Consider the following 4,555-nt stretch of genomic DNA (forward strand, 5'->3'; position numbering starts at 1 on the left):
GGCCGCCGGCGGTCCCGGCGGCCCGCGCCCGGTCAGGCGTTGCGACCACCGTCCACACCCAGCCGGGCGCCCGTGGTGAACCCCGCGGACGGGGAGACCAGGTAGGCGACCGCGTCGGCGACCTCCTCCGGCGTCGCGAACCTGCCCAGCGGCGACGCCTCCTTCTGGGGCGCGGAGTTGGGTCCGTCCTGCGGGTTCATGTCGGTGTCGGTGGCGCCCGGGGCCACCTCGTTCACCGTGATCCCGCGCGGCCCGAGGTCACGGGCCAGCGCCTTGGTCATACCGGTGATCGCGGCCTTGGAGGTGGCGTAGACCGTGTATCCGGCGCCCGGGACGCGCTCGCCCACACAGGAGCCGAGGTTGACGATCCGGCCGCCCTCGCCCAGGTGGCGCGCCGCCGTGCGGGAGGCCAGCAGGGGGCCGCGCACGTTGACGTCGAGCACGCGACCGGCGACCGCCGGGTCCAGGTCGTCGATCACGGCGGAGGAGGGGTCCAGTATCCCCGCGTTGTTGACCAGGATGTCCAGGCCGCCCAGCAGTTCGGCGGCCTCGTCCACGACCCGCTCCGCGTCCCGGGCGTCGCCCGTGTCGGCCTGCACGATCACCGCCTTGCCGCCGGTCCGCTCGGCGATGGCCGCGGCGGTGGCCGCGGCCGACTCGGCGTCGGAGTGGTAGCTGATCGCCACCGCCGCCCCGTCGCGGGCCAGACGCAGGGCGATGGCCGCCCCGATCCCGCGGCCTCCGCCGGTCACCAGTGCCCGCCTGCCATCGAGGACGCCGCTCATACCCTGCTCTCCCGCTCCGTGCCGGTGTGGTGGGTGAGGTCGGCGCGCGTGTCGGCGGCCTCCCCCCGTGTGAACTGGATCTGGATGGACCCGTACTTCTCGCCGACGTCGTTGATCCTGCCGTCGTCGGCCGGGTCGCGGGGCGGCGCCGGGCGCGCGGCCACGACCGGGGAGCCCGCCTCCAGGAAGAAGCGCTCGTAGCCCCCGGGGGTGAAGATCAGCAGCTGGCGAGCCGGGTGCGTGCCGGTGTTGCGGAACCCGTGGACGGTCCCGTGCGGGATGAACACGTAGTCCCCGGCCCGGGCACGGAAGGTGCGCTCACCGGCGTAGATCTCCAGCTCCCCGTCCAGGACGTAGAACGCCTCGTCCTCGACGTCGTGCGTGTGCAGCGGCGGCCCGCCCCCCGGCGGGACGGACGCCTCGATGAGCGTCATCGCGCCCCGCGACTCGTCCCCCGAGGCCTTGACCGTGTACACGTCGCCGTTGAGCCACACGGTCGTGCCCTCGCCGCGGGCGCGGAACACGACCCCCGGCTCGGGCGCGGGCGTGGTGAGCAGTTCCTCGGGCACGCTCATACCGGGGCCCCCTTGCGCTCCGGGGCTGCGGAGGCGGACAGCACCCGCCCGTCGCTGAGCACCCTTCCGGCCTGGGCGGGCGTCTCCTGCCCGTCCTGGTCGATGGTGAGCACGCGCAGCCAGGCGTCCCGGCAGCCCACGAACACCCCCTCGGGGGAGGTGCGCACCAGGCCGGGCACCGGAGGCCCGTCCGGGACGGGGCCGCCGCCGGTGACGGAGAGGATGGTGACCGTCTCGCCCTCGGGGGTCTGGGCGAACGCGCCCGGGTGCCGGTAGCCGGCGCGTACGTGGCAGGAGACCTTGTGCGCGGTGTAGGTGAAGTCCAGCCGGTACTGGTCGGCGTCCGGCCGGGTGAAGTAGGTCCGCTCCGAGGGGTCCTGCGGTACGCGGGTCAGCGTCCGCCGGGCCAGGCTCGGGATCAGGTCGAGCAGCATCAGGACGTTGGCCCGCTCCTGGATGGTGCGCAGCTCCAGGGCGGTCTCCCGGCCGGTCAGCGGGGTGGCGTGCTGGGCGAGGATGGCCCCGGTGTCCAGTCCCTCGGCCATCTCGATCGCGGTCACCGCGCCCTCGGTCTCGCCGTTGCGCACCATCCAGTAGAAGGGCGCCAGACCGGCGTAGCGGGGCAGCGGGCTGGGGTGGAAGTTGACCGAGGTGACGCGGGGGACCGACAGCAGGTCGGCCTTGAGCACCTGCTGGAAGTTGCCCACGATCAGGTAGTCGGGGGCCATCGCCCGCAGCGCCTCCACCGTGTCGGGGGAGTTCACGCTCCTGGGGCGCAGGACCGGGACGCCGAGGCGCTCGGCCCGGCCCTCCAGGTCCACCTGCTGGTCGTCGCTGACGAAGTAGTCGCACACCTTGCCCGGGGGACTGGTCACGACGGCGGCGAGGTCGATCAGGGGGTGGTGGTGGAGCATGTCGAGGAAGGGGGAACCGAGTTTGGAGTTGACCTCGGATAAGAGGACGACGCGTGCGGTCTCGGGCATCACTGCTCCTTGTGCGTGGGGGATGGTCCGTGGCGCGGGGCGGGGTCTCACAGGAAGGGCGAGGTCGACTCGCCGCCCAGCAGGATGTTCCCGGTGAGCTGGAGGATGGAGTCCTGGGCCACGGCGTGCTGGCACATGGTGTTGGCGTCGCGCAGCCAGCGGTCCATCGGGGACCGGTCGCGGTAGACCGACGCGCCGCCCACCAGGTCGAACAGCCGGTGCACGATCGAGCGCGCCGTGCGGAAGGCGTGGTATCGGGCCAGCGCGGTCTCCGCGCGGGCGTCGACGTCGCGCTCGCTTCCCAGCTCCAGGGCCTCCCACTGGCGTTCCAGGGTGGAGTACACGGACGCGCGGGCGGCGGTCAGCTCCATCTCCATCTGGGCCACGGCCTGCTGCACGCGGTGGTCCGCGGGCCAGGGGAGGCCGGTCTCGCGGTCGACGCGGCCCGGCGCCAGGCCGCGCACGTGGTCCAGGGCGGCACGGGCCAGGCCCAGTGGTACGCCGGACATCTTGCGCAGGATCGCGTCGGGGGCGTCGTGCAGCGGTCCGGTGCGCACCGGACGGTTGAAGGCGAAGGTGCGTTCCTCGGGCACGAACAGCTCCTCGACCGTGTAGTCCAGCGACCCCGAGCCGGCCAGGCCCGTGGTGTGCCAGGTGTCGACGATCTCGTACTCGTCGGGCGAGGCCAGCGCGATCCGCCACTCGGGCTTGCCGGTGCGGGGGTCGATGACGGGCTCGCCCTCGTCGTCGCGCACGGTGCACCCGGCGGCGAGCACGTCGCAGTGGGTGATCCCCGAGCCGAACCGCCACCGGCCCGAGACGAGGTAGCCGCCCTCGACCCGGCGCGCGTTGCCCTGCGGGAAGATCCAGCCGGACTGGGCCAGGTCCAGGGACGGGTAGACCCGCCGGGCCGTGTCCTGGTCGATGAAGCCCGAGTAGATGCCCGAGTCCATGCCGATCATGGCGCACCAGCCCACGGAGACGTCCCCGTAGGCCGCGGCCTCGACCACGCGGGCCTGCTCGACCGAGGTCAGGCCGGGGCCGCCCCAGGAGGCGGGCGCCGCGGCGCGGAAGACGCCGGCGCCGCGCAGCAGCTCCACGACGTCGGCGGGAAGCCTGCGGTGCTCCTCGATGCGGGCGGAGTGCTCCCTGAACAGGGGCTGGAGGGCCACGACCGCGGCGTGGATCTCCTCGAAGCTGTTGGGAACGGTTGTGTCGGCGGTGGCGGTGGGGGCCGTGCCCGTGGCCAGGGACGTGCTCATCAGGGGGTGTTCCTCTCCGTGGTCATCGTCGGTCAGGAGTAGCGGCCGCGCGCGATCACGTCGCGCGGGTCCAGGACGGTGCGGATCGTGCGGATCAGGGCACGGGAGGCGGGGTCGCCGAGGAAGTCGGTCCGGGACGCGTGGTCCACGTCGAGCCGGTAGGGCAGGTATCCCGCGGACGCGAAGGACTCGTGGAGCAGGTCCAGCCCGAGGTGGGCGCGCTCGGTCTCGTCCGGGTCGGACCGGTCGAAGCGCAGCGAGACCACCAGGTCCACCACGTCGGGGTCCAGGGCGTTGACGGTGGCTCCCGGGCGCAGCCCGGTGCGCGTGTGCACCCAGTCGAGCAGCGCGAGCGCGGCGGTCACGTCCCGGCCGGTGTAGGGGACCAGCGGCAGGAAGAAGATCCAGCCGCCGCCCCGGGTGTCCACGTCCGCCGCGCTCCGGCCCACGGCCGAGCGCAGCATCTCCTCGTGGTGGGAGACGTCGCCCGCGTACCCGGCCTCGACCACGCGCGAGACCACGTCGGAGGGCTCGGGCGGGTCCTGGTCGGAGCGCAGCACGGAGGTGAACAGCTTGGCGGCCCCGGCCTCGGCGGCCAGGACCGCGAGCAGGGCCTCCACGGACTCGGCGGTGCCTCCGACGCTCAGGTGCGCCAGGTATCCGGGGGAGGCGGCGGTGCCGTAGGAGGAGGCGGAGGTGGTGTCGTAGACCTTGAGGACCCCCTGGAAGAGGCCCTGGCCCTGCCAGCGGCGGAAGACGTCCACCGCCGCGCCGAGGTCGGCGGGCCCGAAGGTCAGACGCAGTACCCGCTGGACCTCGGGGCGCACGGGGAGGCGCACCACCCCCGCGACGGCGACGCCGAGGTCGGACTGGGTGAACAGGTGCAGCGGGGAGGGTCCGAGCCCGTGGGGGTTGGGCGCGCCGCCCCCCTCGCCGGGCCACCAGCCCAC

At 73.7% G+C, this 4,555-nt stretch carries 4 protein-coding genes and 1 pseudogene; all 5 read right to left on the reverse strand.

Going from position 1 to position 4,555, the window contains the following annotated elements; translation table 11 throughout:
* Positions 1-32: 32 nt before the first annotated feature.
* Positions 33-785 carry an SDR family NAD(P)-dependent oxidoreductase gene (locus DQW06_RS13335; RefSeq protein ID WP_117198557.1) on the reverse strand — a complete coding sequence of 251 codons (753 nt, stop codon included), beginning with the start codon at positions 783-785 and terminating at the stop codon, positions 33-35.
* Positions 782-1,360 (reverse strand): quercetin 2,3-dioxygenase, encoded by a 579-nt coding sequence (locus DQW06_RS13340; RefSeq protein WP_013152229.1) that lies wholly within the window; start codon positions 1,358-1,360, stop codon positions 782-784. The genes DQW06_RS13335 and DQW06_RS13340 overlap by 4 nt, the downstream gene beginning before the upstream one ends.
* The gene (locus DQW06_RS13345) at positions 1,357-2,343 is read right to left on the reverse strand and encodes a methionyl-tRNA formyltransferase (protein ID WP_117198558.1); all 987 of its coding nucleotides are present in this window, start codon (positions 2,341-2,343) and stop codon (positions 1,357-1,359) included. The genes DQW06_RS13340 and DQW06_RS13345 overlap by 4 nt, the downstream gene beginning before the upstream one ends.
* A 47-nt stretch (positions 2,344-2,390) precedes the next feature.
* Positions 2,391-3,605 carry an acyl-CoA dehydrogenase family protein gene (locus tag DQW06_RS13350; RefSeq protein ID WP_013152231.1) on the reverse strand — a complete coding sequence of 405 codons (1,215 nt, stop codon included), beginning with the start codon at positions 3,603-3,605 and terminating at the stop codon, positions 2,391-2,393.
* Positions 3,606-3,637: 32 nt separating this feature from the next.
* Positions 3,638-4,555 (reverse strand): annotated as a pseudogene (locus tag DQW06_RS13355) (FAD-binding oxidoreductase); the annotation flags it as partial.

The organism is Nocardiopsis sp. TNDT3 (genome assembly GCF_003427465.1).
Taxonomy (GTDB): Bacteria; Actinomycetota; Actinomycetes; order Streptosporangiales; family Streptosporangiaceae; genus Nocardiopsis; species Nocardiopsis dassonvillei.